The following is a 23,183-nucleotide window of genomic DNA, read 5'->3' as shown; positions in this document are numbered from 1 at the left end:
ACAGGAGAGAGCCATGAGCAGCAAAGCCGACAGCCTGATCGAGGCGCCGATCGAGGAGGCCTTCCTCGAGCAGGCTCGCGGGGATCGCGAAGGCCTGGCCTGGTGGTGGGACAACGAGGCCGGGCGCGGCGTGCTCGAAGGCCCGCAGATCTCCGGCCCGGGATCGGCGACGCCGATCTCGCAGCGTGCCTTCGACCTGATCGTCGAGTTCGAAGTGTCGAGCCAGCAGATCTACGAGCAGAAATATCGCAGCCCGACCTGGCCGCAGGGCGCCTCGGGCGTGACCATCGGCATCGGCTACGACGTCGGCTATGCCACCCGGGCGCAGCTCCACGCCGACTGGGACGATGCCATTCCCGCCGCCATGGTTACCGCCCTGGAGCGGGCCGTCGGCGTGCAGGGCGGTTCGGCCCAGCCGATCGCCAGGGCGCTGAAGGCCTCGGTCGACGTGTCCTGGGACGCCGCCATCAAGGTGCACCGCGGCAAGGTGATGCCGCGCTGGGTGGGCTTGGTCGAGCGTTCGCTCGCCAACACGGCCAGGATCGGCCCGGACTGCCTCGGTGCCCTGGTCTCGCTCACCTACAACCGTGGCGCCTCCTTCACCAAGGCCGGCGACCGCTATGCCGAGATGCGCAGCATCAAGCAGCACATGGCGGCGGCCGCCTTTGCCGCGGTGCCCGGCGACCTGCGCTCGATGAAGCGCCTGTGGCCGGGCGTGCCGGGGCTGCAGATGCGCCGCGAACGCGAGGCGAGGCTGTTCGAAGCCGGCCTCGCCGCCCTGCCGGTGGCTTGACCACCGGCTGGGCCGCCCTGCCGGTGGCTTGACCACCGGCCGCTTCACGGGAGAACCCCCATGCCCATGTGTCCTTTCGCCGTTTCCAAGCCGATCAGCGGCCCGTCGGGCTCCTACACCGGCGGCCCCTTCAAGATCGTCCACCACACCACCGAGGGCGGCACGGCCCAGGGCGCCTTCGACGCCTTCAAGGCGCATCGCTCGGACCCGCACTTCACCGTGGACGCGACCACCGTCTACCAGCACATCGACACCGGCATGGCGGCGCGGGCGCTGCGCAACGCGCCGGGCGGCGTGCAGACCAACCGGGATTCCGCCATCCAGATCGAGGTGGTCGGCTTCGCCCATCGCCCGAAGACCCGGGCGACGCTCGACAATGTCCGCCGGCTCTGCCGCTGGCTCGAGGCGACGCACGGCATTCCCAAGGTCTGGCCGAACGGCCGCCCCAAGCCGGCGGTCGACGGCCGCGATCCCGGCGGCCACAACCGCAACGCCGCGAACTGGGACGGCAAGGGCGGCCATTACGGCCATTGCCATGTGCCGGAGAACACCCATTGGGATCCGGCCTATACCAAGGACGAGGCCGACTTCATCATGCTCGACAACACCGAGGGCATCGCCGAGGGGCGCTTCTCCGCGCTGATCGAGGAGGATCCGGGCCTGGCGAGCGACCAGTCGCGCATGCCCGACCATTGCCACGGCGAGTCCTCGGCGCCGGCCGCAGCGGCGGCAAGGCCGCGGCGGAGCAGGACGCGCCGCAGCGCCGGCAAGGTTTCGGCCTGAGGCGGCGGCCATGCCGGCGCGCATCCATTCACGTCGCGTCAAGCGGGGCCGGACGGGACGACGGGCCGCTCCGGCGCGGCCGGCCGCGTTCGCCCTCGCCTCGGCAGGGGAGGTCCGCCATGGCGGTTGATCTGGAGAACCTCACGGGCGCACAGGTCAAGGTCGTCGTCGAGGCGATCCGCTCGAGCTTCGACGAGGAGCAGCTCACCATGCTGCTCGCCACCGACCTGGACAGGGACATCGACGACCTCGCCGAGCCCGGCACCTGGGAATTCCGGGTGTTCCGGGTGGTGCGCGCCAGCCAGATGCAGGGCTTCGGCCAGCGGCTCATCGAGGCGATCGAGGCGGAGCGGCCGGATGCGCCGCGCATCAAGGGATTGCGGACGACGCTCGGGCTGGTGGCGCCGAGCCAGCCTGCCGGCGCGGCTGCCGCCACGGGGCCGCTGGAGAAGATCGTCCGCGACCGCTCCACCATGCGCGATTTCGGGCGCTGGCTCGACCTGCTGGTCAGGATCCAGGGGCGGGTCTGCCGGGTCGAAGGCAAGATGTACGGCACGGCCTTCCTGGTGGCCGACGACCTCGTCCTGACCAATTATCACGTGGTGGAGGCGGAGGCGAAGGGTGTCGCCGCGCCGGCCGACCTCGCCTTCCGCTTCGACTATTCCACCCGCGACGGGGCCGACCAGCCCGGCCGGGTGGTGAAGGCGGCGGCGCAGTGGCTGGTGGCCTCCGCGCCCTATGCGCAGGCGGATCTCACGGCCGGCGCCGGCGCTGCAGGCCCGGGCGATCTCGATTTCGCGCTGGTCCGGCTGGCCGAGCCGGTGGGGCGGGACGCGAAGGGGACCGGCCTCCGCGGCTCGATCCCGCTCAGCGTCGAGGCGCCCAGGGCGAGCGAGGGCGACGTCGTCTTCATCGTCCAGCATCCGCAGGGCGCGCCGCTGTCGCTGGCCTCGGGCGTGGTCGAGGCGCCGGTGCCTTCGGGCCTGCGGCTGCGCTACGACGCCAACACCGAGCCCGGCTCTTCCGGCTCCCCGGTGTTCGACGCCAGCCTCGGGCTGCTGGCGCTGCACCATGCCGGCGATCCCAACTGGACCCCGACCTACAACCAGGGCATCCCGATCGGCCTCGTCGCCGCCTGGCTGAAGGATCGGGCGATCGCCCTGGCCGGGGCAGCTTGAGGAGGCGGGGATGGCGGGCGTGCTCACCGGCGAAGAGGTTCAGGACGTCGTCGAGATCGTGAACCGCCACGTCGAGCGCGCGGACCTGGAGCAACTGCTCTACACCGCGCTCGACAAGCAGCTGGACGACTATGTCGAGGCCGATGTCTGGCGGACGCAGGTCTTCCAGCTGGTTCGCAAGGCCAACAACCAGGGATTCGTCGTCGAGCTCCTCAAGGCCCTGGCCGAATCCGAGCTGCTGCCGCCCGACAAGCGGGCGCGGCTGGCCGCACTGGCGGCGAGCGTGGCGGCGCGGCCCGCGCCGGAGGCCCGGCGGGCCGAGCCTGAGGCGGAGGCCGAGCCCGGCCCGGCTGCCGGCTTCGCCACCCGCGCGGCCCAATGGCTTTCCGTCCGCTCGAACCGGATCCTGGTGGCGGCGCTCCTCGCCTATGCCGTCGTGCTGACCACCATCGCCTCGATCCCGGTCTCGGCCAGCCTCATGGTCAAGTCCTCGGCGGAGCAGCGCCAGCAGGCCGTGGCCAACGGCCGGGTGAGCGCCAGCGACACCCGCCCGCAATACAGCCCGCCGCGGCCCGGCTTCTCGATCCACTATGGCGACTACTACTATGCCGTGAACGGCAGCGGCGATGCCCGCCTCACCCTGTCGCCGTTCCAATATCTCGGGGCGATCGTCGCCGGCCGGATCAGCCTGAACGTGCAATATCCCGGCGGCGGCAACACGCCGGCCGTGCAGGGCTTCAGCGGCTTCAGCATCGCGCAGATCCAGCTGGAGAAGAGCAGCGACGATCCGGGGCCGAGCGACACGATGGGGCTTCTGTGGGATGAGGGCGGGCACGGCCTGGCGGCCGCATCGAGCGCGTGGAGCCTGGTCGGGCCGGCGCAGGCGGCGCCGGCGACGGGCGGCAGGCTCTTTGTCCAGAGCGTGGCGGTCGACAAGTCCGCCGGCTCCGCGCAGGTCGACGCCACGCTGAGCGCCGGCGGCGCCAGCATCCCTCTCACGGCGCTCGGCATCGACCTCTCGTCGGCGACGCAGGCCCAGCTCCCCGTGGTGCCCGGCGCCATCGCGGTGCAGAATTTCCAGAGCTTCTTCGCGTTGCCGCAGCCGAGCCTCGCCGGCGGCGCGACCATCACGTTGCGGACGTCCGGCTCGCTGTTCTCGGCCGGCTATGCCGAGAGCTTCAACCTCCCCGACGCGATGGCGCTCGGCAAGCCGGTCGAGCTCACCGGCAGCGCCGGCGGCAAGATGGTGGTGCAGCTCGCCTATCCCATCGACGTCGTGTTCTTCGAGCGCCAGAACACGCCTGCGATGACCGACAAGCTCACCCCATTGGTCGCCGCGGCGGGCTTCGCCACCCGGCTCAACACCAAGTCGGCGACGGTGCCGGGCAGCTACAACGTGGTCTATGCCGGCGCCGACGTGCCGATCCCGGCGCTGCAGAAGGTGCTCAAGGTCTTCCTCGACAACGGCGTCGACATCCGCTCGGTCCAGCCGCGCCTGCAGCTCAGGAATGGCCTCCAGAACCAGATCCAGATCGGCAGCAGCAGCCAGGCCGCCTGCCTGCCGCCCCTGACGGCCGAGCAGCGCGCGCGCCTCCTCGGCTCAGAGGCCGATTTCGACGGCGTCGCCAGCCGGCCGGGCAATACGTGCTAGTCGCGCATGCGCTCCAGCAAGTGCAGGCGGAGAGCGAACCTATGTGAATGTCCATCCCTCTGCGAGCATCATCGCCTTGAAGTTGATGCACGAGACTCCCTCGGCATTGCAGACGAAGGGAATCTTGCGGCTTTCGAGCGTTCCCGCATGCTCGTCGCTGACGACGACCCAGTTGGGACCGCCAGCCTTCGCCATGGCAATCACGAACGGGTCTGCTCCGTTGATGCCCTTCAAGGGTTTGGCTGGGTTGTGATGGGTGGCCATGAGCTGGCGCACGATCCTCTGAACCGCCACCGATTCTTCCACAAAGAGGTCGGTCTGGGCCTTGGCCCATTTGTGGCAATCGTCACTTTTGATTTCGTCGAACACAGCCTTGGGCGCCCGCATGCGCCCGACTTCCACCAGTTGCTCGATCCGTTCGGGAAGCTTTGGGAAGATCGCCGGAGGGTAGATGTCGACGTACCAAGTGAGAATTGAACTGGTGTCAATGCAGTAGATCGACGGAGAGGCCATTTAGTGCCCCGCCAACAATTCTTCCAGCTTGGCAATCTTCTCGGCTTTCAGGCCGAGATACCGCGTCACGTCACTCAATGAAGTATAGGAATTCTGATAGCTGTTGACCACGATCTGCGTGAACGGCCTGCCGAGATCGCTCAAAACTTCCTGCGGCATATTGCGCTTCATTTCGGCGTCAGGGTCCGACGGTTGCACGTCCTGCATCAAGCCGCCCCAGGCCGCGCGGCGGGCTGCATAGAAATCCTGCGACGTGCGTCCGGCGGTGAGCAGCCGGCGCAAGATTACCTCCTCGCTGACGCTGAACGTGCGCGACAACGCCGCCAGCTCGGCAGCGCTCCAATCGCGGGGGCGGGCGGGCTGAGCACGCACGAGGGGCTCTGCAAGCAAGTTGTCAAGAGGTACCAGGGCAGCGGCTGCAACCGCGTTGCAGAAGATCTCGACCCTCTCCTCCTCCGGGGGGCGCAGCACGCCGTCCTCGATGTCGCAAATGCTGCTCTCCCCAAGGTACACGTGCACGCATTCATGCAGCAGGGTGAACGTACGTCCGTTCGGGCGCAGCTTGCGATTCACGCCGATCACAGGCAGGGGGCGCTCGCTGAGCGAGAAGCCGAGCATTTCGGTCGTCGGGATGCCGACGGCCTGAAAGACCAGGATGCCCGCGCGCTCGATCGCAGCACGCCATCCGTTGTAGCCGGCACGCGGATCGCGCCAAATACGCTGCTTGTCTATCGTCGTGCGCAACTGACGGCGTAGCTCCGCGCCCGACTGTTCGGCGTCTGCATCGAGTCGCAAATGTCCATCGACGGTCGGAACCTCACTGTCCAACTCGTCGGCTAGATCAAGCGCCAGTTCGCGGCGCTCGGCCGCGATCCGTAGCTGATAGCGCAGCGCGCGCGAATAATGCAGCGCAACCTCGCCGGGCAGGCGACGAAAATCGTGCGGTATCGCTCCTTCCCGGGGGACTGCGGGCAAATAGAAATCACTCAAGACCCGCTTGTAGGCGGCTGCCATTTTCCGGAGCTGAGCCATGCTCGGGCTCTCTTCGCCCCTTTCCCAAGCTTCGACCTTCTCGGGCTTTGTCTGGATGCTCCTCGCTGCGTCGTCGATCGAAAGCCCCGCCGTGGCGCGTGCCCACGTCAGGATCTTCGGTTCTACGATCGCGGCGATGCTGCGTGCCATTGATGCCTCTGCCTGACGCAAAGCGTCGGAGAAAATCCTCTACGGTCTTTGCAATCTGCCCATTCCAGGCGTTCGCGGCTTTCTCGGGAGAGCTGAACACCGTCTGCCGCACTTGGCCGGCGCACCGGATCCGCGCGCATTCACCGATGAAGCACTACGACCCAAACAGGTCAAGTGAGGGGCGAGCCGCCTTGCCGGCCCATTGCTTGCCGGCAATGAAGGCGTCGAAATCGAATGCAGTGGAAGGCCCACTCTCCTCACCTTCGAGGAGAGCCGCGCGCAAGGTTGCGAGCCGCGCTTGCTGGTCTTGGAGTAGCCGGAGAGCGGCATGCAGGACATCGCTTGCGTTGCCATGGCGGCCCTCCGCGACCTGAGTTTCGACGAAGGCCGCGCCGTAGTCGTCGAGAGTGAAGGAGATGGTCGTGGTCATCGTCTCAGCCCGTCCCCTCCAGCCCGCCCGCCGTGCCCTCCGGCCGGGTCAGCCAGCGCTTGGCGAGGCGGCAGGCGACGGAATAGGCCGGGTTGAACACGTTGGCGACGTCGTAGCGGACGGCCTGGCCGAGGAGGTGGCTGGCGGCGGTGGCATCGAGGCCGAAATCCTGGCCGAGCCAGCGCAGCATCTCGGTGGTGGCGTGCTGCAGCGCCTGGTCGAGCGGGCGGGCATTGCCGACGGTGAAGATGTCGGTCTCGGTCTCGCCGCGCGGCCAGCCGAAGCCGGCCTGCTTGCGCAGGCGCGCCGTGAACTCGATCTCGAAGGCGGTCTCGATGCCGGTGCCGACGATCTCGCCGTCGCCCTGGCAGGCATGGCCGTCGCCGAGGAAGAACAGCGCCCCCGGCACAGCGACCGGGAAACCGGCGGTGGTGCCCGGGGCGAAGCGGCGATAGTCCATGTTGCCGCCGTGCTCGCCGCTGGTCGCGGTGGAGATGGCCTGGCCCTGCCGCGGCGCCACGCCGAAGCAGCCGATCATCGGGGCGAGCGGCACGGTGAGCTCGCGTCCGGCATCGGCGAGGCGTGCCGTCCCGGCCTGCGGGTCGATCGCCCATTCCACCTCGCGCCGCTCGGGCAGGCGCGCCACGGCGCCGGGCTCGACCACGTTGGGCGCGAGCACCGAGAAGGTCCAGCCGGTGGCGCGGATCGGCGTCATCCGGTCGATGCGCACCAGCAGAGCGTCGCCCGGCTCGGCGCCCTCGACGAAGAACGGCCCGGTCATCGGATTGCCGCGCGGCGCCCGCTGCACGCCGTCACGGTCGCGGCCGGCGGCATCGAGCGTCGTCGTCACCACCGTGTCGCCGTCGGCGACGGCGAGGACCGGCTCCAGGGTCGCCAGGACGTTGGAATAGCGTGTCGGCTCGAACCGGTGCCGTGCCATGGCTGGTCTCCATCGGGGCTAGTGTTGTGCTTCCGACGCTTGGTCCCTGACCATTGTGTTGGAAGCACAACACAAAGCATTGAACCAACTAGGGTTCCGGGCTGACGGTTCGGAACGAACCGTTAGAGTCGGAACACTAGGACCGGTGTGCCAGATCCGGCGGCGATCGCAAAGGGCGGCGTCAGTCCACCCACAGGCCGCGCGTGCGGTGCCACGCCTCGATCGATTCGACGGGATAGAGGTCGAAGGTCTGGTCCTTCGGCCCGATCACCGGCTCGACCCAGCCGGCCTTGTAGCGCAGCATCAGGTGGGTGCGCTCCGGCGGCACCGGCAGCTCGCTGTCGATGGCCGAGGCGAAGGGGTGCATGAGGTCCGGCCAGGCCTCGTCATAGACCCACAGGGCCGTGCCGCAGGCCTTGCAATGGCGCCGCTCGCCGCTGGAGACCTCGCAGCGCCCGTCCTCGTCGCGGATCTCGGCATGGAACAGGCCGATCGAGCGCTTGCCGCGGATCTTCAACGTGCGCGCATCGCCCATGATGTTGATGGCGAAGCCGCCGCCGGCGGTCTTGCGGCAGATCGAGCAGTAGCAGAGCTGGTAGGGATAGGGCGTGTGGCTCTGGACCGAGAAATGCACGGCGCCGCAGCGGCAGGATCCATGCAGGGTCAGCGGCATCGGGGGCTCCTTGTCCGTGGGCGCGTCATCGTGTGGCCCCATCGGCACTATAGGCACCGTGGGCGCCGGGGCGAACCAAATCCGGCCCCGTGCGTTTGCCGGCAGCGTGCGGCCGGCGGGCGGTGCGCAGCAAACCAGCGTGGGGTGAAGCATGCAAGCCATCGGACTGATCCATGTCGGCCTCGGCGGCTGGGGCTCGCAATGGGCCCTGGAGGTGCTGCCGGCCGTGCCGGGCGTCGAGATCGCCGCCTATGTCGACGTCGATGCCGGCGCCCGCGCCCGGGCGGAAGCGGCGGGCGTGCCGTCGGCTCGGCTCTTCGCCTCGCTGGGCGAGGCCCTCGCCGCCGTGGAGGCGGAGGGCGTGGTCGCGCCGGTCCGCACCGCTGTCCATCATGCGGTGGCCTCGCAGGCCCTGGAGGCCGGCCGCCACGTGCTCCTGGAAAAGCCGTTCGCCGCGACCGTTCTGGAGGCCGGCAACCTCGTCGCCCTGGCGCAGCGGCAGGGCCGCCTGCTCGCCGTCAGCCAGAACTATCGCTTCTTCCCGGTTGCGGCCGCCGCAGCCGACATCGTGCGGCGCGGCACCTATGGCGCGCCGATCACCGTGGAGGTCGACTTCCGGCGCTATGCCCCGGAGGGCTACCGCTATCCCGAGGCCTATCCGCTGCTGGTCGACATGGGCATCCACCATTTCGACCTGATGCGCTTCATCCTCGGTCAGGAGCCGGTGGAGGTGAGCTGCCGCACCTGGAACCCGCCGGGCAGCGCCTATGAGGGCGCGCCCTGCGCCGCCGCGGTGGTGACGTTCGACGGCGGCGCGACGGTCACCTGGCGCGGCAACTATCTCAGCCGCGGGCCGGTGACGCCCTGGTCCGGCGCCTGGCGCATCGACCTGGCGGAAGCGAGCCTCGCCTTCGCCTGGCGCGGCAATGTCGGGGCGCGGCTGGCGGGCGAATATTTCACCGTGACGCCGCTCGGTGGCGAGCCGCGCGACCTCACGCCGCCGGCCGGGGGCCTCGTCGACCGTGAGGGCTCGGCCGCGGCTTTCGTCGAGGCCATCCGCAGCGGCGAGGCGCGCGTCCCGCTCGCCACCGGCAGCGACAACCTGCGCAGCCTCGCGCTCTGCCACGCCGCCGTCCGCTCGGCCGACCGCGGCGGGGCGCCGGTGCGCATCGCCGATCTCACGGCCTGAACGCGCCGACATCCCGAAGGCTCCGGTGACGGCCACACCAGGCGTCACCAGCCCGTCACGTCTCCCGGGCATTGCCCGACTATTCTCATTGCGGCTTGGTCGAGGCAGTTTACAAACAAACCGTATGTTTATATAAGTCCGACGCTCAGGGGCAGAACCGATGCGGCGGACCAAGGAGCAGGCGGCGGAGACGAGACGGGCCATCCAGCAGGCGGCGGAGGCGCTGTTCCTGCAGGAGGGATACGAGGCGGTCTCGCTGGACGAGATCGCCGCGACGGCGGGCGTGACCCGGGGCGCCGTGCATTTCCATTTCGGCAACAAGCTCGGTCTGCTGTCCGCCATCCGCGACCGGATCGGGATGCCGATGCGGGACCTGTCCGAGCGCCTGGCCGCCGGCACGACGTCCTCCCCCCTCGATGCGCTGGGCGACGCGATCGAGGCGACGCTCGCCAATCTCCAGAGCGATCCGCGGCACCGCAGGCTCCTCGGGATCTTCATGGCCGTCGAGACCGTGACGGAGGAAGAGGCCGACGAGATGCGCCGCTTCCGCGGACGGGTGCGCGGGCTGGTGGCGGAGATCTTCGCGGTCGCCGAGGCGCGCGGCGCCCTGGCCGAGCCGTGGACGGCCCGCGCCGCGGCGCGCGCCTTCGACGCCATGGTCGACGGCTTCATCCACGAGTGGGTCCGGGGCGAGACGGACTTCGAGCTGGTCCCCGATGCGGTCGCCATCATCCGGACCTTGCTGGCGACCTGGGCAACGGGAGAACGGCCATGACGGGGACGGACGAAACGGCCGCTGCGCGGCGGGCAGGGGGGCCGCGGCTCCTGTCCCTCGTGCTCTCCCTCTGCCTCTGCCTCGCCGCCTGCGCCACGCGCCCCGAGAACGTGCTGCAGCCCGTGCCGGCGCCCGTGGCGGGCGCAAGCAGGGTCGACATGCTGGTCATGACCACCCGCAAGCCTGCCGCCGATCCCGGCGAGCTGTTCTCGGGTGAGCGGGGAACGGCGGTCTCGCTGAGCAATATCGTGGTGTCCATCCCGCCCGACCGCAACCGCAAGGTCGGTGAGATCCAGTGGCCGGCGCGGGTGCCCGGCGATCCCGCGACGGAGTTCGTGACCCTGGGCACCCGGACGGTGGCCTCGGAGCCCCAGATCTTCGACTGGTTCCGCCGCAACCGCGGGCCGAAGCGCCGGGCGCTGATCTTCGTGCACGGTTTCAACAACACCTATGCCGATGCCGTCTATCGCCTGGCGCAGGTCTCCCACGATTCCGGCATCGATGCCGCCCCGGTCCTGTTCGCCTGGCCCTCGCGCGGCAGCACCTTCGACTATCTCTACGACAAGGAGAGCGCCAATTTCTCGCGCTATGCCCTGGAGGACCTGCTGCGCCATGCGGCGGCGAGCCCGGATGTCGGCGAGGTCACCATCCTCGCCCATTCCATGGGGAGCTGGCTCACCGCGGAGGCCCTGCGCGAGATGGCGATCCGCGACAAGGGCATTTCGCCCAAGATTCGCAACGTGGTGCTGGCCTCGCCCGACATCGACGTCGATGTCTTCCGCCGTCAGATCATCGAAATGGGGCCGAGGCGTCCGCAATTCACCATCATCGCCTCCCGCGGCGATCGGGCGCTGGCGCTGTCGCGCTGGATTTCCGGCGATGTCGACCGCCTCGGCGCCGCCGATCTCCGGCCCTACGCGGCCGACCTGAAGGGGCTCGGCATCTCGATCATCGACACCACCGATGTCCAGGGCACGGATGCGCTGGCGCACAACACCTTCGCCGACAGTCCCGAGATGGTCCGGCTCCTCGGACGGCGCCTGGCCGGCCAGTCGCTCGAGACCGGCGAGATCGGCCTCGCCGACCGGGTGGGAGGGGTGGCGCTGGGCTCCGCCCGCGTCCTCGGCTCGGCGGCCGGCGCCGCCCTTGCCGCGCCCGTGGCCGTGCTGGATCCTGCGGCGCGCAGCCGGTTCCGGCGACAGATCGACGAGGCCGAGGCGCCCGCCCCGCGGGTCGTCAACGGCCAGGTGCCCTATTGAGGGCGGGCAGCGGCACGGCGTGCCGCGGACATGGGAACCCACATGGACAGCATCGAGACCGTCCTCATCCTGTTCCTCGCCGTGGTGGCGAGCGGCGCGGCCGGCCGGATGCTGCCCTTCGCGGTGCCGCTGCCGCTGGTGCAGATCGCCATCGGCGCGCTGATCGCCTCGACGATGGACCTCGGGGTGCGCCTGGACCCCCAGGTCTTCTTCCTCTTGTTCCTGCCGCCTCTCCTGTTCCTCGACGGTTGGCGCATTCCCAAGGACGGCCTGTTCCGCGATGCCGGCACCATCCTGGAGCTGGCGCTCAGCCTGGTCGTGTTCACCGTCGTCGGCATGGGCTTCTTCATCCACTGGATGATCCCGGCCATGCCGCTCGCCGTGGCCTTCGCCCTCGCGGCCGTGCTGGCGCCGACCGATCCGATCGCGGTGTCGGCCATCGCGGCGCGCGTGCCGGTGCCCAAGCGGCTGATGCATATCCTGGAGGGGGAATCGCTGCTCAACGACGCCTCAGGCCTGGTCTGCCTGCGTTTCGCCATCGCGGCGGCGCTGACCGGCACCTTCTCCGCGGCCGAGGCGGTGGCGACCTTCCTGTGGCTCGCCGCCGGCGGCCTGGCGATCGGCACCGCCATCGCCTGGGGCGTGGTCCGCGCCAGGGGCTGGCTGGCGATCCGCTACGGCAGCGATCCAGGCTCCTTCATCCTGGTCAGCCTGCTGATCCCGTTCGCGGCCTATCTGGCGGCCGAGCACCTGCATTGCTCCGGCATCCTGGCAGCGGTCGCCGCCGGCTTCACCATGAGCTTCGTCGAGAACCCGGTGCGGCTGCCGGCGGCCAGCCGCTGGCGGCGGGAAGCGGTCTGGGACCTGGTCCAGTTCGCCGCCAACGGCGTCATCTTCATCCTGCTCGGCGAGCAGTTGCCGAGCATCTTCGCCGGCGCGGTCGAGACCGTGCGCCAGACCGGCCATCACGAGCCGATCTGGCTGGCGGTCTACGCCGCGGCGATCATGGCCGTCCTGGCGGCCGGCCGCTTCGCCTGGGTCTGGGTGTCGTTGCGGTTCACGCTGTTCCGGGCCAGGCGGCGAGGGGAGACCGTCATCCGCCCGCACCTGCGCGTGATCGCCGCCGCCTCGCTGGCCGGGGCGAAGGGCGCGATCACGCTCGCCGGCATCCTCACCCTGCCGCTGGCGCTCGCCGACGGCTCGCCCTTTCCCGCGCGCGACCTCGCCATCTTCCTGGCCGCGACCGTCATCATCCTGTCCCTGGCTGCCGCGAGCATCGGCCTGCCGATCCTGCTCAAGGGCCTGATCCTGCCGCCCGCCGAGCATGGCGAGGCGGAGGAGGACGCTGCGCGCGTCCAGGCGGCCGAGGCGGCCATCAGGGCGATCGAGCACGCCCAGCGCGCCATCACGGCGGACCCGTCCGAGGCCGACCTCCAGGCGCAGGCGAGCCTGCGGGTGCTGACCTACTATCGCGAGCGGATCGACGCCGGCTCCGCCGATCCCGACAGCGCCGAGAGCACGCGCCTCGTCCGCGACGTCGAGCGGCGCCTGTTCAAGGTCGGCCTCAAGGCCGAGCGGGAAGAGCTGGTGCGCCTGGCGCGCCAGCGCCGCCTGGGCTCGGAGGCGGTCCAGAAGCTCATCCGCGAGGCCGATCTCGCCGAGGCACGCCTCGGCGGCTGAGGGCGGTGGGATCCGCAAGAATTTACCAGGTCATACCGCTGTCCGGCGCCCGGCCTGCCCTATAATAGGTCTCGGCCGGCCTGAAGCTCCGGCGCCGAGGCCTTCGCGCCGTCTCCGACCGGCCCGCGGGCATCCCCGGGATGCCGAGGCATTCCCCGGATGCCGGATCTGCCTTGCGCCCCGACGCCCCGTCGCGGCGCTGCCAAGCGGAGATTGCCATGAAGCACGAGACCCTGGTTGAGATCGGGCGTAAAGCCGAGATCGTACCCCTCGGCGGCCGCGTTGGGACGATGACCCGCCGTCAGCGCCTGGAGCGCTGGGCGGCGGTGCTGGAGCACCATGAGGGGCCGGTCCAGCCCTTCTACCGCATCGAGGACTTCTCGCCGCAGGAGCGGCGCAAGCTGCGGGGCGACGAGACGCCGATCACCGTGGCCTTCGCCGATCCGGTGCTGCGCGAGGAGGGGCTGGCCGGCGACACCATCGGCGACGCCACCGCCTTCTTCAAGCTCTCGCACGGCCAGACCCACCGGCTGCTGTGCGACTGCCACTATCACGGCCAGATGACCGGCCGGGGCGTTGCCGCCAGGCTGCGCGGCATGGCCAAGGGCGGCTTGCTGCATCGTCTGTGGGTGTGGGGCATGGCGCGGCCGGCCGTGGCTTGACTCGCTGCAGAGACTGCGCCGGCTTTCCAGCCGGCGTGCCGTGACTCCTGTCATGGACCTCCGAGTGAGCGGCTTTTCAGCCGCTCACTCGGGGCTTGCGGCCCGAGACTCCACAGCAGCGGCCTTCACCAGACGGGCACGTTGGGACCGGTCCAGCCCGTCCTTCAATCGAAGGCGCCGCATCCGCCTCTTATCGTGACGGCAACGCGATCGTAGCCCGCAAGCCGCCGAGTGGCCCGCGACAGAGCAGAACGGTTCCGCCATAGAGCTCCGCCAGCTCGCGCGTGATCGGCAGCCCGAACCCATGACCTGGAACGCTCTCGTCCAGCCGCCGCCCGGGCAGGAGCGCCTCCATCATCTGGGCATCGGCCAAGCCCGGGCCATCATCGTCAATGGAAATGGCGACATCGGCGTTGCGGATCTCCACGCTTGCCCGCACCGTGGTCCGAGCCCATTTGAACCCGTTGTCGAGCAGGTTGCCGAGCATCTCGTCCAGATCCTGCGGCTCGCAGGCAACGGCGAGGCCGTCATCGATCTCCTCCAGGAAGCAGATGCCGCGATCCGCGTGGACGCGCGCCATCACCGCGGCGATATCGGTGAGGCGAGGCGCCAGCAGCGTGCGTGACGGCCGAGACGCGCCGGCTGCGGCACGGGCCCGGCCCAGATGGTGGCGTACCCGACGTTCGATCTGGTCGACCAGCTCCTTCATCGAGCCGGAAGGGTCACGCCCCGCCTCCTGGAGCTCGATGGAGAGGCTCGCCAATGGGGTCTTCAGGCCATGCGCCAGATTCGACACGTGCCGCCTGGCGCTGGCCAGGCCGGCTGCGTTCTGGTCGATCAATCCGTTCAGCTCGGTGACGAGGGGATGCAGTTCGGTCGGCTGATCCGACGGCACATGCTGAAGCTCCCCGCTCCGGATCCGCATCATCGCGTCCCGCAGCCGCCGCAGCGGTCGCAGCCCCATGCGGATCTGGACGAGCGTCGCCAACATCAGGCCGATCCAGAGCGCTACAAGCGATCCAACCAGCGAGAGGAGCGCCTGACGCATGGGTCCGTCGATCGCCGCCTGCGGCGCCGAGGCGGTTACCGTGATGCTCCGCCCCTCCAGGCTGGCTTGCCTGACGCGGATATGCAGCATCTGGCCTTGCGCGTCGGGGGCCCTCGCGCTGGCCGCACGGTCGCTGAAGAGATGCCGCCAGTCGAACGGCCGTGGCGGCGCATCGAGGGAGGCCGCGCCCAGGGAACGCGACTTCAACGGCTGCCCGGCGCCGGTTACCTGCCAGTACCAGCCGGAGGCCAGGCGATCGAAGGGGGGGCCGTCGAGGTCGGTGGCGAGCCGCAGGCTTCCCGCCTCATCCGCCTTCAGCGCTCCGACAATGGCCGCGATCTGCGTATCGAGCCGCTGCTCGATCTGCCCCGTGACGAAGTGATGGAGAATGAAGCCGATGAGGATCGAGGCCGCAGCCAGCGCCGCCGCGACAAACACCGCTGCGCCGAGCAGGAGGCGGCCACCCAGCGAGGCCGGCACCAGTTTCATGATGTGGCGCTCGTCAGACGATAGCCACGGCCGCGGCTGGTCTCGATCATGGCATGACCGATCTTGCGGCGGAGGCGGGCGATGATCACCTCGATGGAGTTCGAGTCGCTGTTCGCATCGCCTTCGTACACGCGCTCCAGGAGCTCGCTGCGATCGATGACGACCTCCTTGCGCAGCATCAGGCAGGAGAGCACCCGCCATTCCAGGGCCGTCAGCTTGAAGGGCAGGCCGTCGAGCTGGAAGGTGCCGAGCTGGGCATCGAAAGTCAGGGCGCCGCAGACAATGCGCGTGCCGGCGTGCCCCGCCGAACGGCGAACGAGCGCACGCAGCCGCATGACGAGTTCCTCCACCTTGAACGGCTTGGTCAAATAGTCGTCCGCTCCCGCCTTGAAGCCCTCCACCTTCTCCGACCATCCGTCCCGCGCGGTCAGGATCAGGACCGGCAGCGCCCGCCCGCCATTGCGCCAGCTGCGCAGGACGCTGACGCCGTCGACCTTCGGCAGGCCCAGGTCCAGGACCGCCACGTCGAAGTGTTCCGTCGCGCCCAGGTGCCCCCCATCCTCGCCATTCTCCGCGATGTCGACGGCGAAGTTCTCGGCCCGAAGAGCGCGCGCGATCTTGGCGGACAGCCCCTTGTCGTCCTCGACAAGAAGTACGCGCATGGACTGATCTCCCATGATCAGTGTGGCCTACGCCCCGGAGCTTAACTCAACCTGAACCATTCGGTTCAGGGTGGGTTGGAGGCGGTTTGCTAGAACGAGGCTCCTGTTGGTCCTTGAGGAGTCAGTCATGTCCAAAGATGATCCGAACCCGTTATCTCCCGAGCCTCATGCCGCTCCCGAGCCCCGGCTTGCGCCGACGCGCCGTCCGTCCATGCGACGTGCAGTCACGGCGGTCGGTGCCGTGGTTCTGCTTGGCGTCGGCGCCGCTGGGGGAGCCGGGATCGTCAAGCTGATCCGCCCAGCAGCGGAGATGGCACCGGTCATGCCCGTCTCCATTGCGGCGATGCCGGACTGGAGCACGGTGACGATCAAGGGCCAGGTCGCTGAGATCTTCGGCAACAAGTTCGTCGTCGTGGATGGCAGCGGCCGCGCTCTCGTCGATGCCGGGCCGGGCGGGGAGGGCGGGAGGACCGTCGCCAAGGACGAGGCCGTCACGGTGCAGGGGCGGTTCGAGGACGGCTTCATCCGCGCCAGCTTCGTCGTGCATGCGGACGGACGCGTGGAAGCACTCGGCCGGCCGGATGGACCGCCTCGCCCGCCCCTGCGGGCCTTGCTGCATCGCCTGGTCGGCTAGTGTTGTGCTTCCGACGCTTGGTCCCCGACCCATTGTGTTGGAAGCACAACACAAAGCATTGAACCAACCAGGGTTCCGGGCTGACGGTTCGGAACGAACCGTTAGTGTCGGAACACCAGATCCGTTTCTTCGCGCTGCTGGTTGTGGAGATGGATTCTCGCGGCCAGCCGGCCCGGCGAAGGGTGGCGCTGCGGGGGACCGGGAGATCCGGCGCCGTGAGGCGTCTGGCGCAATCGAAGCGACATCCGAACCGTTCCCGCGAAGGGATCGCGCGATCGGCGAGTGCTGCGCGCGATGCCCATGATCAATCCGTTGCTCGCAGGTCTTTCATTGATGGTCGCCCAGACGGCAACTCTTGGCATCGCCGCCATCGCTACGGCAGGCGTGATCGTACGGCCCTGGAGGGTGCCCGAGGCCGTGTGGGCGACCGCCGGCGCCGTCCTCCTGGTGGCGCTGGGGCTCGTGCCCATGCCGAGCGCGATCCAAGGCGTCGCCAAGGGAATGGATGTCTATCTCTTCCTGACCGGCATGATGATGCTGGCCGAGCTCGCCCGCCGTGAAGGCTTCTTCGATTGGCTGGCCATGATTGCGGTTCGCCAGGCCCACGGGTCCGGGCATCGGCTTTTCCTGCTGATCTATGCGGTGGGGACGCTGGTCACGATCTTGTTGTCGAACGACGCGACAGCCGTCGTCCTGACCCCGGCCGTCTGTGCCGCCGCCCGCGCGGCCAAGGCCGAGCCTCTGCCATACCTGTTCATTTGCGCTTTCATCGCCAACGCCGCGAGCTTCGTGCTGCCGATCTCAAATCCTGCCAATCTGGTGGTCTTCGGGCCGCAGATGCCATCACTCGCTGCGTGGCTCCTGCGTTTTCTCCTGCCTTCGATCGCCTCGATCCTGATAACCTTCCTGATGCTGCGCGTTGCCCTGCGCGCCTCCATCCCCGGGATGATCCGCACCGACCTGCCGCAGGTCTCGCTCTCGCGTGGCGGCAGGCTTGCCGCCCTGGGTATTTCGGTGACAGCGCTCGGCCTCCTCGCGGCCTCGGCCCTCGACCGGCCCCTCGGGCTTCCGACATTCCTCGCCGGCCTGGCCACGGCAGCCCTTATTCTGATCGGCAATCGCGAGTCGCCGTGGCCGCTCATGAAGGGCGTGTCATGGGGTGTCCTTCCTCTCGTGGCCGGGCTCTTCGTCCTCGTCGAAGCTCTCGAGCGGACCGGCGCCGTCCGAGCCTTGGCGGATCTCGTGGCGACCCATGCAGCACACTCGCCCCTCGGCGCCGCAGTCGGTGTGGGCGCGACAATCGCGATTGCCTGCAACCTGGCGAACAATCTTCCCGTCGGCCTGATCGCTGGGTCTGCAACCAGCCTCGTCGTATTGCCGTCCGGTGTCGCCAATGCCGCGCTCATCGGCGTCGACATCGGACCCAACCTCTCGATCACCGGATCTCTGGCGACGCTCCTGTGGCTGGCAGCGCTGAGACGCGAAGGTCAATCCGTGGGCGCGCTTCAATTTCTCGAGCTTGGCGCCATCGTCATGCCACCGGCCCTGCTTGGCGCGCTCGCCCTCGCCATCTGGCCGCACGTCTGATCCGGCCGGGATCGAAACCCCAGTCAACGCTGAGCGCGGCTTCAGGAGATGGATTCAATGGCCGACAACAAAAAGCGATCGGGACTTGCTGCTGTCGCGGTGCTGGCATTGCTGGTCGTGGGCGGATGGGGCGCAACGCACTGGACGGCCGTCACCGGAACCAGCCCATGGGCGGCCTCGCGCGCCACATCCGAAACCGCCGCTTCACCTGCGATCCCCGTGACCGTCGTCTCGGCGAAGACAGGAAGCGTCCCGCGCATCATCGCCGGCATCGGCGTCGTCGCGGCCCTGCAATCCGTCACCGTTCGCAGCCGTGTCGATGGCGAAGTCATGGACATTGCCTTTTCCGAAGGCCAATTCGTGAAAGCGGGCGACGTGCTGGTCCAGATCGACCCGCGGCAGCTTCAGGCCGCCCTCGCCGGGGCCGAGGCCAGAAAGGCGCAGGACATATCGCAGCTCGCGACGGCCCGCAGCGACCGCGAGCGCTACGCCACGCTGGCCCAGAAGGACATTGTCTCGTCCCAGACGCTTGACCTCAAGAATGCCGCGGTGAAGCAGCTCGAGGCCGCCGTCGCCTCGGATGATGCCTCGATCAGCAGCGCCCGCACCCAGCTCAGCTACGCGACCATCCGCGCCCCGATCAGCGGCCGAACCGGTTTTCGCAACGTCGACAAGGGGGGCATGGTCGGACAGTCCTCGATCAACGGCATCGTCACCATCACCCAGCTCGATCCGGTCGGCGTGGTCTTCGTGGCGCCTGGCGACCGCTTCGGAGAGATTCGTGCCGCGCTCAACGCCGGCCTTGCCGACGTCGTGGCGCTTTCGACGGACGGCACGAAAGTGCTCGCGCGCGGCAAGCTCACGTTGATGGACAACACCGTCGATGCCCAGAACGGCTCGATCAAATTGCGGGCGACATTCGACAACAAGGACGACGTGCTTTGGCCCGGCCTGCCCGTCGCAACACGTCTGACGGTGGCGGTGGAACGTGGCGTGGTGGTGCCGGACAAGGCTCTTGCGCGGGGCGTGGACGGCCTGGCGGCCTATGCCGTCGGATCCGATGGCACCGCTCATCGCCGATCGGTCACGACGGCGGTGGTGACCGACGGGTTCGCGGTGGTCACGAGGGGCGTGAGCGCCGATGAGCAGATCGTCTATGACGGCCTCGGCCAAATCGCGGACGGAGCAAAGGTGGCGGTCGGGCCACCTCCCGTCATCGCTCCGCCGGCGTTTCAGGTTCAACCGCAAGCGGACGCGGCTCTCGCCAGCGCGGTGTCCGTGCCATGAGCGGCCCCGTCAGCGATCGTGCTTCCGGCGGCCCGACGCCGCCAGCCGGGATCCATGAGGGCGTGTCGGCCGGCTTCATCCGTCATCCCGTGGCGACCACGCTGGTGATGGTCGGCATCCTGTTCCTGGGCGCCGTCACCTACCCGATGCTGCCTGTGTCGGCCCTGCCCGAGATCGCCTTTCCCACCATCCAGGTCTCGGCGAGCCTCCCCGGCGCTGCACCGGAAACGATGGCGTCTTCCGTCGCTCAACCGCTGGAAACGCAGCTGTCGACGGTCAGCGGCGTCACCGAGATGACCTCCTCCAGCTCGCTCGGCACGACTGAGATCACCGTGCAGTTCGACCTCGACCGCAATATCGATGCCGCCGCCAGCGATATCCAGACGGCCATCAGCGCTGCAAGCGGCCAATTGCCGAAGGACTTGCCTTCGCCGCCGACGTTCAGAAAGGTCAATCCGGCGGATGCGCCGGTCCTGCAGCTCTCGGCCACCTCCGACACGCTGCCGCTGATCGACGTCGACGAGTTGATCGAGACCCGCGTCGCTCAGCGCATCAGCCAGATGCAGGGTGTGGCGCAGGTCAACATCGGCGGGCGCCAGAAGCCGGCCATTCGCATCGCGGTCGATCCGGGGCGTATTTCGGCGGCCGGCGTGACGCTGGAGGACGTGCGCACCGCCATTGCCGGCCTCAGCCTCAGCGCGCCCAAGGGCAACATCGACGATGCCACCCGCACGTTTCCCATCTACAACAATGATCAGATCATCGATGCCGCCGGCTGGAGCGATGCGGTCGTCGCCTACCGGGATGGCGGGCCGATCCGCATCCGCGACATCGGCCAGGCGGTACGCGGCTCGGAAGACGCGAAGATGGCGCATTGGACCAACGGTCGGCGCGGCATCGCGGTCGACGTCTTCCGCCAACCGGGCGCCAATGTCATCGAGGTGGTTGATCGCATCAAGGCTGCACTGCCCGCGTTGCAGGCCTCGCTTCCCCAATCCATTCGACTCGCGCTGGTGACGGATCGCACGACCACGATCCGCGCCTCGGTGTCCGACGTCTGGCTGACGCTGATGATCACCCTCGCCCTGGTGGTGATGGTGATCTTCATCTTCCTGCGCAACCTGCGCGCCACGTTCATTCCGGCGATCACGCTGCCGCTGGCGCTGCTGGGCGCGGCGGCGCCGATGTGGCTGTTCGGCTTTGGCATCGACAATCTGTCGCTGATGGCGCTCGTCGTCGCCGTCGGCTTCGTCGTGGACGACGCCATCGTCATGCTGGAGAACATCACCCGTCACATCGAGGCAGGTGAGACGCCGATGGACGCCGCCCTCCGGGGTTCCCAGGAGATCGGCTTCACCATCATCTCCATCAGCCTCTCGCTGGTCGCCGTGCTCATCCCGATCCTGCTCATGGGCGGTATTGTCGGGCGCCTGTTCCGCGAATTCGCGCTGACGCTGACCATCGCCATTGCCCTTTCCACGGTGGTGTCGCTCACGCTGACGCCCATGATGGCGGCCCGCCTGATCAAGCCGTCCGGCGCGACCCGGCACAATCGGCTCTACCAATGGAGCGAACGCGCCTTCGACGGGTTGCAGAGTGCCTATGGGCGCGGCCTCGATATCGTCCTGAGACAGAAGTTCCTCACCCTGCTCGTCTTTTTCGCCACCTTGGCCGCCACGGCCTATCTGTTCATCGTCATCCCCAAAGGGTTCTTCCCGGAGCAGGACACCGGCTTCATCAGCGGTCTGTCGCAGGCCGCGCCGGAAGTGTCCTATCCCAAGATGGTCGAATTGCAGGAGCGCGTCAGCGCCGTCGTGATGAAGGACCCCGGCGTCTACAGCGTCTTCATGGATATCGGCGGCGGAAATGGCGGCAATGCCCTGAACCAGGGGCACGTCAACATCACGCTGAAGCCCCGCGACAAGCGCGATGCCTCGGCGCAGGACATCATCGCCCGCCTCCGTCCGGAGCTCGCCAAGGTGGAGGGCATCCAACTCTTCATGCAGGCGGCGCAAGACATCAATATCGGAGCCCGCCCGGCGCGCACGCAATACCAGTACACGCTGGAGGACGGCGATGTGGACGAGCTCGCCATCTGGGCGCCCAAGGTCCTGGCCGCGCTGAAACGGCTCCCGCAACTCGCCGACGTTGCCAGCGACCAGCAGCAGGACGCGCCGACACTGATGCTGACGATCGACCGCGCGGCCGCCTCACTCTATGGCGTGGCCCCTGAGACGATCGACGACACGCTTTACGATGCCTTCGGCCAGCGGCAGGTGGCGCAATACACCACCCAGACGGACACCTTCCATGTGGTGCTGGAGGTTTTGCCCAACCTGCAGCACGATCTGGAAACTCTGGATCGGCTCTCCGTCAAGGCCGCCGGCGGCACGCTGGTGCCGCTGAGCAATGTGGCGCGCTGGACCACGCGGACCGTTGCGCCGGTCTCCATCAACCACCAGGGTCAGTTTCCGGCCACGACGCTGTCCTTCAACCTCGCCGGCGGCGCTTCGCTGGGCGAGGCGACTGCAGCGGTCGGCAGGGCGGTTGCCGCGTTGAAGCCGCCTGCCTCGCTCACCGCCGACTTTGCCGGCAGCGCCAAGGCGTTCGAGGACTCTCTCGCCACGGTGCCGCTCCTGATCGCCGCCTCCCTGGTCGTGGTCTATCTCATTCTCGGCATGCTCTACGAGAGCTTCATCCATCCGATCACCATTCTGTCGACCCTGCCTTCGGCGGCGCTGGGCGCGCTGGCGACACTGATGGCTGCGGGGCTGGATTTCAGCCTGGTGGCGATGATCGGCGTCATTCTGCTCATCGGCATCGTCAAGAAGAACGGCATCATGCTGGTGGACTTCGCCATCGCGGCGGAGGCGACGGGCGCCACCAGCATGGAAGCCATCCGGCAGGCGGCCGTCTTGCGTTTTCGTCCCATCATGATGACGACAATGGCGGCCATCCTCGGGGGCGTCCCATTGATGCTCGGCCACGGCTCCGGTGCCGAGATCCGCCAGCCGCTTGGCTATGCCATCGTGGGCGGGCTGATCGTCAGCCAGATCCTGACGCTTTTCACCACGCCGGTGATCTACCTGTCACTTGCCACATTGGCCAGACGTCTCGCCTATCCTCGGCTGGCCGAGAAACCGGCACGCGCGGTCGCAGCGACGACCTCGCGAGACTGAACGTCGGCAGGTCATCAGCACGGGAGACGTGCACCTGATGGCGCCGAGAATAAGGAGGCTCAGGGCCGGGTGACGAGCGCGGCGAGCTGGTCCGTGCACTGGCCCCAGCCCTGGTGGAAGCCCATCTCCTCGTGGGCCTTGCAGTCGGCCTGCGTCCAATGGCGCACGCGGGCGGTGTAGCGCGTCCTCCCGCCGAGATCCTCGAAGGTGAGGATCACCGTCATGAACGGCTTTTCCGACGGCACCCATGCCTCGCTATAGGCATCGGTGACCACCAGGCGCTGGTTCTCCACCACCTCCAGATAGACGCCGCGGTTCGGCATGTCCTGGCCCTCCGGGCTGCGCATCACCACCAGGCTGGCGCCGCCCGGCCGGACGTCGAGCTCGGCATGCGGCGTGGTCCAGGGTGCCGGCGCGAACCACTGCGTGAGCAGCGCCGGATCGGTCCAGGCCCGGTAGAGCGCTTCGCGCGGGGCGTCGATGATGCGGGTCAGCACCAGCTCGCGGTCGGAAGCCGGCGGGACGGGAGCGGTCTCGGTCGCGGCCTGGGTCGTCATGGGCGATGTCTCCTGCGTGGATGGTTCGCTCC

At 68.5% G+C, this 23,183-nt stretch carries 21 protein-coding genes; 13 read left to right on the top strand and 8 right to left on the bottom strand.

Going from position 1 to position 23,183, the window contains the following annotated elements:
* Window positions 1-13 precede the first annotated feature (13 nt).
* The 4 genes from QO011_RS32255 (at window position 14) to QO011_RS32240 (ending at window position 4,405) form a co-directional block, all read left to right on the top strand.
* Window positions 14-793 carry a DUF8812 domain-containing protein gene (locus QO011_RS32255; RefSeq protein WP_307281724.1) on the top strand — a complete coding sequence of 260 codons (780 nt, stop codon included), beginning with the start codon at window positions 14-16 and terminating at the stop codon, window positions 791-793.
* 60 nt (window positions 794-853) lie between these two features.
* Window positions 854-1,576: a peptidoglycan recognition protein family protein gene (locus QO011_RS32250; RefSeq protein ID WP_307281721.1), complete on the top strand. Its 723-nt coding sequence runs from the start codon at window positions 854-856 to the stop codon at window positions 1,574-1,576.
* 119 nt (window positions 1,577-1,695) lie between these two features.
* Window positions 1,696-2,754 carry a trypsin-like peptidase domain-containing protein gene (locus tag QO011_RS32245; protein WP_307281719.1) on the top strand — a complete coding sequence of 353 codons (1,059 nt, stop codon included), beginning with the start codon at window positions 1,696-1,698 and terminating at the stop codon, window positions 2,752-2,754.
* A gap of 10 nt (window positions 2,755-2,764) precedes the next feature.
* On the top strand, window positions 2,765-4,405 hold the full coding sequence (locus QO011_RS32240; protein ID WP_307281716.1) for a hypothetical protein: 1,641 nt from the start codon (window positions 2,765-2,767) through the stop codon (window positions 4,403-4,405).
* 39 nt (window positions 4,406-4,444) lie between these two features.
* Here the strand turns inward: QO011_RS32240 and QO011_RS32235 are convergent, their stop codons facing one another.
* The 5 genes from QO011_RS32235 to QO011_RS32215 form a co-directional block, all read right to left on the bottom strand.
* On the bottom strand, window positions 4,445-4,918 hold the full coding sequence (locus QO011_RS32235) for a DUF4411 family protein (protein ID WP_307281713.1): 474 nt from the start codon (window positions 4,916-4,918) through the stop codon (window positions 4,445-4,447).
* Window positions 4,919-6,100, bottom strand: a complete 1,182-nt coding sequence (locus QO011_RS32230) for an XRE family transcriptional regulator (RefSeq protein ID WP_307281710.1) — start codon at window positions 6,098-6,100, stop codon at window positions 4,919-4,921.
* Between the two features lie 154 nt (window positions 6,101-6,254).
* Window positions 6,255-6,530: a type II toxin-antitoxin system ParD family antitoxin gene (locus QO011_RS32225; RefSeq protein ID WP_307281707.1), complete on the bottom strand. Its 276-nt coding sequence runs from the start codon at window positions 6,528-6,530 to the stop codon at window positions 6,255-6,257.
* 4 nt (window positions 6,531-6,534) lie between these two features.
* Window positions 6,535-7,470, bottom strand: a complete 936-nt coding sequence (locus QO011_RS32220) for an acetamidase/formamidase family protein (RefSeq protein WP_307281705.1) — start codon at window positions 7,468-7,470, stop codon at window positions 6,535-6,537.
* A gap of 181 nt (window positions 7,471-7,651) precedes the next feature.
* Window positions 7,652-8,143, bottom strand: coding sequence for a GFA family protein (locus QO011_RS32215; RefSeq protein ID WP_307281703.1), 492 nt, complete (start codon window positions 8,141-8,143; stop codon window positions 7,652-7,654).
* Between the two features lie 151 nt (window positions 8,144-8,294).
* Here QO011_RS32215 and QO011_RS32210 point away from each other — a divergent pair, with 151 nt between their 5' ends.
* The 5 genes from QO011_RS32210 to QO011_RS32190 all read left to right on the top strand — a co-directional run bounded on the left by QO011_RS32210 (window position 8,295) and on the right by QO011_RS32190 (window position 13,708).
* Entirely contained in the window at window positions 8,295-9,332 is a 1,038-nt protein-coding gene (locus QO011_RS32210) for a Gfo/Idh/MocA family protein (protein ID WP_307281701.1), read from the top strand.
* Window positions 9,333-9,492: 160 nt separating this feature from the next.
* Window positions 9,493-10,107 carry a TetR family transcriptional regulator gene (locus QO011_RS32205; RefSeq protein ID WP_307281697.1) on the top strand — a complete coding sequence of 205 codons (615 nt, stop codon included), beginning with the start codon at window positions 9,493-9,495 and terminating at the stop codon, window positions 10,105-10,107.
* On the top strand, window positions 10,104-11,366 hold the full coding sequence (locus QO011_RS32200; protein WP_307281694.1) for an alpha/beta hydrolase: 1,263 nt from the start codon (window positions 10,104-10,106) through the stop codon (window positions 11,364-11,366). Before QO011_RS32205 ends, QO011_RS32200 begins: the two co-directional genes overlap by 4 nt.
* Window positions 11,367-11,408: 42 nt before the next feature.
* A complete protein-coding gene (locus tag QO011_RS32195; protein WP_307281691.1) occupies window positions 11,409-13,046 on the top strand; it encodes a Na+/H+ antiporter in 1,638 nt (545 codons plus the stop codon).
* A gap of 218 nt (window positions 13,047-13,264) precedes the next feature.
* The gene (locus QO011_RS32190; protein ID WP_307281688.1) at window positions 13,265-13,708 is read left to right on the top strand and encodes a hypothetical protein; all 444 of its coding nucleotides are present in this window, start codon (window positions 13,265-13,267) and stop codon (window positions 13,706-13,708) included.
* 190 nt (window positions 13,709-13,898) lie between these two features.
* On the opposite strand, the gene QO011_RS32185 is transcribed toward QO011_RS32190, so the two are convergent.
* Together QO011_RS32185 and QO011_RS32180 are read right to left on the bottom strand one after the other, a co-directional pair.
* Entirely contained in the window at window positions 13,899-15,245 is a 1,347-nt protein-coding gene (locus QO011_RS32185) for an ATP-binding protein (protein ID WP_307281686.1), read from the bottom strand.
* Complete coding sequence (locus QO011_RS32180; RefSeq protein ID WP_307281683.1) at window positions 15,242-15,907, bottom strand: response regulator transcription factor; 666 nt, start codon at window positions 15,905-15,907, stop codon at window positions 15,242-15,244. The genes QO011_RS32185 and QO011_RS32180 overlap by 4 nt, the downstream gene beginning before the upstream one ends.
* 322 nt (window positions 15,908-16,229) lie before the next feature.
* On the opposite strand from QO011_RS32180, the gene QO011_RS32175 reads away from it, so the two are divergent.
* From QO011_RS32175 to QO011_RS32160, 4 genes are all read left to right on the top strand, one after another.
* Window positions 16,230-16,541, top strand: a complete 312-nt coding sequence (locus tag QO011_RS32175; RefSeq protein ID WP_307281680.1) for a hypothetical protein — start codon at window positions 16,230-16,232, stop codon at window positions 16,539-16,541.
* Between the two features lie 333 nt (window positions 16,542-16,874).
* Window positions 16,875-18,128, top strand: a complete 1,254-nt coding sequence (locus QO011_RS32170) for an arsenic transporter (RefSeq protein ID WP_307281920.1) — start codon at window positions 16,875-16,877, stop codon at window positions 18,126-18,128.
* Between the two features lie 57 nt (window positions 18,129-18,185).
* The gene (locus tag QO011_RS32165; RefSeq protein WP_307281678.1) at window positions 18,186-19,415 is read left to right on the top strand and encodes an efflux RND transporter periplasmic adaptor subunit; all 1,230 of its coding nucleotides are present in this window, start codon (window positions 18,186-18,188) and stop codon (window positions 19,413-19,415) included.
* A gap of 50 nt (window positions 19,416-19,465) precedes the next feature.
* Window positions 19,466-22,594, top strand: a complete 3,129-nt coding sequence (locus tag QO011_RS32160) for an efflux RND transporter permease subunit (RefSeq protein ID WP_370882041.1) — start codon at window positions 19,466-19,468, stop codon at window positions 22,592-22,594.
* A 59-nt stretch (window positions 22,595-22,653) separates the two neighbouring features.
* On the opposite strand, the gene QO011_RS32155 is transcribed toward QO011_RS32160, so the two are convergent.
* Window positions 22,654-23,151, bottom strand: a complete 498-nt coding sequence (locus tag QO011_RS32155; protein ID WP_307281673.1) for an SRPBCC family protein — start codon at window positions 23,149-23,151, stop codon at window positions 22,654-22,656.
* Window positions 23,152-23,183 lie beyond the last annotated feature (32 nt).

The sequence above is a fragment of the Labrys wisconsinensis genome (assembly GCF_030814995.1).
Lineage (GTDB): Bacteria > Pseudomonadota > Alphaproteobacteria > Rhizobiales > Labraceae > Labrys > Labrys wisconsinensis.
This window is presented reverse-complemented; position numbering and strand designations above follow the sequence as displayed.

Coding starts and splice junctions, on each gene's coding strand:
- QO011_RS32255 (WP_307281724.1), top strand. CDS start 14: ATGAGCAGCAAAGCCGACAGCCTGATCGAGGCGCCGATCGAGGAGGCC.
- QO011_RS32250 (WP_307281721.1), top strand. CDS start 854: ATGCCCATGTGTCCTTTCGCCGTTTCCAAGCCGATCAGCGGCCCGTCG.
- QO011_RS32245 (WP_307281719.1), top strand. CDS start 1,696: ATGGCGGTTGATCTGGAGAACCTCACGGGCGCACAGGTCAAGGTCGTC.
- QO011_RS32240 (WP_307281716.1), top strand. CDS start 2,765: ATGGCGGGCGTGCTCACCGGCGAAGAGGTTCAGGACGTCGTCGAGATC.
- QO011_RS32235 (WP_307281713.1), bottom strand. CDS start 4,918: ATGGCCTCTCCGTCGATCTACTGCATTGACACCAGTTCAATTCTCACT.
- QO011_RS32230 (WP_307281710.1), bottom strand. CDS start 6,100: ATGGCACGCAGCATCGCCGCGATCGTAGAACCGAAGATCCTGACGTGG.
- QO011_RS32225 (WP_307281707.1), bottom strand. CDS start 6,530: ATGACCACGACCATCTCCTTCACTCTCGACGACTACGGCGCGGCCTTC.
- QO011_RS32220 (WP_307281705.1), bottom strand. CDS start 7,470: ATGGCACGGCACCGGTTCGAGCCGACACGCTATTCCAACGTCCTGGCG.
- QO011_RS32215 (WP_307281703.1), bottom strand. CDS start 8,143: ATGCCGCTGACCCTGCATGGATCCTGCCGCTGCGGCGCCGTGCATTTC.
- QO011_RS32210 (WP_307281701.1), top strand. CDS start 8,295: ATGCAAGCCATCGGACTGATCCATGTCGGCCTCGGCGGCTGGGGCTCG.
- QO011_RS32205 (WP_307281697.1), top strand. CDS start 9,493: ATGCGGCGGACCAAGGAGCAGGCGGCGGAGACGAGACGGGCCATCCAG.
- QO011_RS32200 (WP_307281694.1), top strand. CDS start 10,104: ATGACGGGGACGGACGAAACGGCCGCTGCGCGGCGGGCAGGGGGGCCG.
- QO011_RS32195 (WP_307281691.1), top strand. CDS start 11,409: ATGGACAGCATCGAGACCGTCCTCATCCTGTTCCTCGCCGTGGTGGCG.
- QO011_RS32190 (WP_307281688.1), top strand. CDS start 13,265: ATGAAGCACGAGACCCTGGTTGAGATCGGGCGTAAAGCCGAGATCGTA.
- QO011_RS32185 (WP_307281686.1), bottom strand. CDS start 15,245: ATGAAACTGGTGCCGGCCTCGCTGGGTGGCCGCCTCCTGCTCGGCGCA.
- QO011_RS32180 (WP_307281683.1), bottom strand. CDS start 15,907: ATGCGCGTACTTCTTGTCGAGGACGACAAGGGGCTGTCCGCCAAGATC.
- QO011_RS32175 (WP_307281680.1), top strand. CDS start 16,230: ATGCCCGTCTCCATTGCGGCGATGCCGGACTGGAGCACGGTGACGATC.
- QO011_RS32170 (WP_307281920.1), top strand. CDS start 16,875: ATGGTCGCCCAGACGGCAACTCTTGGCATCGCCGCCATCGCTACGGCA.
- QO011_RS32165 (WP_307281678.1), top strand. CDS start 18,186: ATGGCCGACAACAAAAAGCGATCGGGACTTGCTGCTGTCGCGGTGCTG.
- QO011_RS32155 (WP_307281673.1), bottom strand. CDS start 23,151: ATGACGACCCAGGCCGCGACCGAGACCGCTCCCGTCCCGCCGGCTTCC.